Here is a 5,131-nt window from a genome sequence, read left to right on the forward strand (position 1 = left end):
GCATTCAGAGCTCAGTTTAGAGGTGTAAGAGATATTGATTTCTTTTTATACAGATTGACTAAGCTTTATGCCTAAACACAACTTTTGAGATTGATCCCTTTTTTATTACATAAAGTTTTACTACTTATCTGAAAGGTATAGAAGTTACAATTGAAGGTTATTTAGATAGTAAACATGCTTATCGCACTGACTCGATATGTACCTACATGACTCGATAAATAAAAAAAGGACATAATCTCGTGATTATGTCCTTTTATCTTGTAGCGAAGACGGGAGTTGAACCCGTGACCTCAGGGTTATGAATCCTGCGCTCTAACCAACTGAGCTACCTCGCCATTATTGGTCTGCTTTACTTGTGTAATGCGAGTGCAAATATAGAACAAAATCTTTACAGCGCAAGGCTGGAAGCTTGTAAAACCTCACTTTTCTTTAATTTTAACATTTGTGATTTCTTATCTTTTTAATTATGAGAATCTTATGTTTAAAAAAAACATGATTCCTTTTTTGAGTAGTTGTATTTCACTTTTTACGGTGATTTACGCTCTATTACAAGCAAGGCAAATTTCACTACACTATTTATTTTTTCTAATCTATTTTTCAGATATGAATCTTGTAGGTATAGATTTAGCAATTACAAAGAGAGGATAGTTTACTGTTTGGTCTATTTTGACTTAGAATGTAGTTGCTAATATTTGACTTCTTTTATTTTATAGCTATCATAAATGTTTGAATAATATATTTTATGTTATTTAGATTAAATAAAATTATTAACAAACAATTGATAAAGTTTTTATTTTTTAACTTCTGTTCTTTGTTGTTTTGATATTTGTTAACGATATTTTATGAATTACTAATAATTATTTAGACTGTTTAAAAATAAATAAATCATTGCTATATCTTTGTGCCACTTTTAGACATTTAGAAACATGCGATTTATTACCAACCTTTACTTGAAGGTTATTATTATCTTTTTAGTATTTAGTTTGAGTAGTTATGCTCAAAAAAGGGAAACAGAATTTCTTATTGTAGATAGTTTGAATACCCCTATTGAAGATGCTATTTTGTATATCAAAAATGATACAAATAGTTATACTCTTATTAGTGATAGTAAAGGAACTGTTGCAGTTAGTATTAATCCAGCACAGTATCAAATTACGGTTTCTCATCTTCAATACTATCAATATTATCAACCCAATTTTTTACTTGAAGCAGGGAAGAAGTATAATATAATTCTGAAGCAAAGTAGTAATGAGTTACAAGAGGTTATTATTACAGCAAAAGAAGATGATGGTTTAGTGACTAAAAGTATTATTGATCGCCAAGCAATGCGACACCTTCAACCCTCGAGTTTTAGCGATGTAATGGAATTGCTGCCAGGAGGAAGAGCTAGTACTCCTTCTTTGACCAGTACGAATATTGCTTTGATACGCGAATATAAATTACCTTCTGTTGATCAAAATAAATATAATACCAGTGCTATAGGTGTTCAATTTTATATGGACGACTATTTATTGAATAGCAATGCTGATATGCAAAGTTCATTAAACGCTAAGCAGACTATTGGCAATACGAGTGGCTATATAGGAGAGCGACGAAGCACTACTACGACTGGTATTGATATGCGTACTATCTCTACTAACGATATTGCCTCTGTTGAGATTATCAGAGGTATACCTACAGCAGCTTATGGGGATTTGACATCTGGCTTGATTAAGATTAATCGAGTATCTGGTAGATCTCCTCTTTCTCTTCGTTTAAAAGCAGATGGTTATAGTAAGCTTTATTATATTTCTAAAGGAATAGGATTAAAGAACAACTGGGATCTAAATGTAAGTATGGATTTGCTCGATGCCAAAAGCGATCCAAGAAGGGAGAATGAAACGTACAAAAGAATTACATCTTCAATACGACTGAAGAAATCTTTCTATTTTGAGGATAAAGTCATTGAGTGGTCAACGAATCTTGATCACAATACAACGATAGACAAATTTGTCTATGATTCAGAAAGTGGTGTTTATAAGGATGATAGATATGAGAGTTCAAAACACAAGATAAATATTTCAAATAAGTTATCTTATCTAAATTCCAATGAATCAAGTCCTTTCAGAAAGATGCAGTTTATAGGAAATATTGGCCAGGGATTTGAAGATATTAAGCAGCATAAATTAATGCAGTTAAATGGACCAACAGCTATTCCTATAACCTTAGAGCAAGGAGTTAATGATGGTTATTTTTTGCCGATAAAGTATTTTTCTGATTTCTCTACCGAGGGAAGACCATTGGATATTAATTTAAAACTCAATGCAGATTTTAAATTTAATACAAGTAGTATTACACACGCAGTTGATGTTGGTTTGGACTATAGGTATTCGAAGAATAATGGCAAGGGATATATTTACGACTTATTGACTCCTCCTATTGAAAGAATGGGGGTAAGACCAAGAGCTTTTAGCGATATACCAGCATATCAAAACTTGGCTGGATATATAGGGGATGTCATGACTTATTCTTTCTCAGATCAAAGTATTAGCTTATATGTAGGGACGAGATTTTCAACTATGTTAGGAATGGATAGTCAGTATGCTTTAAGCAATAAAATATTCATAGAGCCTCGTACTAATTTGCAGTGGAAACTTCCAAAGTTTAAAATAGGTCAGAAGGATTTTCAAACGGATTTGACTTTAGGATATGGACAGTTGTATAAGCAGCCTACTATGAGTATGCTTTACCCTTCTGATTTGTATGTTGACTTTGTGCAGTTAAACTTTGGTCATTTAGATGAAAATGTACGTAGAATGAATTATATGACGTATGTCGTTGATCGAACGAATAAAGATTTGACAGCAGCCAAGAACGTAAAGTATGAGGTTAGACTTGACTTTAAGTATGATAGACACAAGTTCTTCATCGCCTACTTTAACGAAAAGATGGATAGCGGTTTTAGAAGTGAGGTAAATTATTTGACATATGATTACAAGAGGTATGATGCTACTGGAATAGATTTAGTAAATATCAAAGAACCTCCTGCTTTAGAAGATTTGCCATACGAGGATAGAAAAACATTAAGTGGACATAGTAGAACCTTTAATGGTAGTCAAACTTTTAAGAGAGGTATTGAATTTGGATATTACTCGCCTCGTATTGACTTTTTAAATACCAAGTTTACTTTAACTGGTGCTTGGCTAAAAACTACTTATCGCAATACAATTCCCATTCAGGAAATCCCACAGGTATCTACTACTCATACAGGATATCCTTATGTAGGGGTGTATCAAAGTAATCAGGGCTACATTTATTCAACATTTAATTACAACTTAATTGTAGATACGTATCTGCCAGCATTGGGGATGAACTTATCTGCTTCTTTTCAAGGAACATTGAGAAGAACGGAAGATAGAGCATTTAAAGACAAGTTTCCTATCGCGTATTTTGGCGCTGATCAACAGAGGTATCCTTTGGATAATCTTCCTGATAACGATCCAAATAAACAATGGTTAATACGATCTGTTTCAGCAACGGATAACATGAGAGATAAGTATGGATTAGATCTACAAATAAATTTGAAAGCATCTAAAGAGGTATTTAAGGGAATGTCTGCTTCATTGTTTGTGAACAAACTATATACTTATGCAGAGCCCTATTATAGACTTAATAAAAGAATAGAAAGAAATAAAAGGGTAACCCCTTATTTCGGAATGGAATTAACTTACAATTTTTAATAATATGAGAAAAAGTTTTTTAGCCATAACAATGGCGATTTTTAGTTTAACATTTGTTGCTACTTCTTGTTCAAGTGACGACAATACAGTAGAAGAAATAGTTGTAAAAGAGACTGGTTTACAGTTGAATTTAAAGTCTGATTTCGCAAATGAATATATTGATGCAAAAGTTGAATTTGTTGAATTAAACACTGCTAAGAAAGAAGTATTCACTATTAAATCTGACAAGACAGAACTTAAAATAGCAAAAGGATCTTATAAAATTACTTTAAATGGTAAAGCAACTAACAAAGAAAAGGTAGAGTTTCATATTGGAGCAAGTGGGGAAGTAGATATTGTATCTGATAATCAAACAATTGATTTAGAGATTTTTGTAAAGAGCTTTGCAAATGATTTTATCATAGAAGAAATATTCTTTACAGGAGTACTTACAAATGAAGGGAAACAATATACAAATGGAAAGTATTTTAAATTAACTAATAATACAGATAAAGAGCTTAAAACTGGTGGATTGTTAATTCTTCAGTCAGAGTTTTATTCAACTTTAGATCACAAAGTAACTCCGAATATTAAAGAAAAGGCATTTGCAGTAAAAGGAGTTTTAATGATTCATGAGAAAGATTCTAAGAATGTGAAGCCTGGGGATTTTATTATTATAGCAGATAATGCAATCGATCATAGTGTAAGTAATGGATATGATTTAACAAAAGCTGATTATGAATTTCCAAATCGCGAAAATCCAAAATTAGGACAGGTTGACAATCCTCAAGTACCAGATGCTGAAGTAATTTACACAACAATGGCAATGAATATGTTTTTTATGCACAATAGAGGATTTGAGAGTTATGCTATTGCTCGTTTTCCTGAGGGTGTTACTAAAGAAGCATGGATGCTTGAGAACGTATATTCATACAGTTACGTAAATGCAGCGGGTAATATAACTGAAAAGAAAGGGTACTCTGTACCAAATGAATGGATCTTGGATGGAGTAAATTGTTCAATTCCTACAAAATGGGAACAAAATCTATTGGGATCGTCAATTGATTCAGGTTGGACAAGTGTAGGAACTATAGACAGTGATCCGTTGAGATATGGCAAGACAGTGAGAAGAAAAATTGTCGGACAAATGGAGAATGGTAAACATATGTATCAAGATACAAATAACTCAACTGATGATTTTGTTCCAGATTCAGAAGCAAGTTTAAAAAAGGGTATTGTTCATTAATAAAATAGTAAATGAAATTAAGTAATCAGAAGATCGTATTGGCAATTTTTTTTTTAGTTGTTAATATGTTTGCTCAAGAAAATCGCGATTTCTTTTCGCGTCTCGACGAGCAGTATTCTTTAGAGAAAACTTTACAAAAACCAATATACTATAATCCGGCATTTATGTCGGATTATAGTATTTACTC

The 5,131-nt window shown here is 32.1% G+C and carries 2 protein-coding genes, 1 tRNA gene and 1 pseudogene; 3 read left to right on the forward strand and 1 reads right to left on the reverse strand.

Features of this window, described 5'->3' with window-relative positions; all coding sequences use genetic code 11:
- Positions 1 to 75 (forward strand): annotated as a pseudogene (locus tag GOQ24_RS16940) (transposase); the annotation flags it as partial.
- A 186-nt stretch (positions 76 to 261) separates the two neighbouring features.
- Here the strand turns inward: GOQ24_RS16940 and GOQ24_RS09390 are convergent.
- A tRNA-Met gene (locus tag GOQ24_RS09390) sits at positions 262 to 335 on the reverse strand.
- Between the two features lie 591 nt (positions 336 to 926).
- Between GOQ24_RS09390 and GOQ24_RS09395 the strand changes: the two genes are divergently transcribed.
- Positions 927 to 3,719 carry a TonB-dependent receptor gene (locus GOQ24_RS09395; protein ID WP_155093353.1) on the forward strand — a complete coding sequence of 931 codons (2,793 nt, stop codon included), beginning with the start codon at positions 927 to 929 and terminating at the stop codon, positions 3,717 to 3,719.
- Between the two features lie 4 nt (positions 3,720 to 3,723).
- Positions 3,724 to 4,944, forward strand: a complete 1,221-nt coding sequence (locus GOQ24_RS09400) for a DUF4876 domain-containing protein (protein WP_155093352.1) — start codon at positions 3,724 to 3,726, stop codon at positions 4,942 to 4,944.
- The last annotated feature ends 187 nt before the right edge of the window (positions 4,945 to 5,131 follow it).

Origin of the sequence: Myroides sp. LoEW2-1, from assembly GCF_009767705.1 — a bacterium.
Classification (GTDB): Bacteria; Bacteroidota; Bacteroidia; order Flavobacteriales; family Flavobacteriaceae; genus Flavobacterium; species Flavobacterium album_A.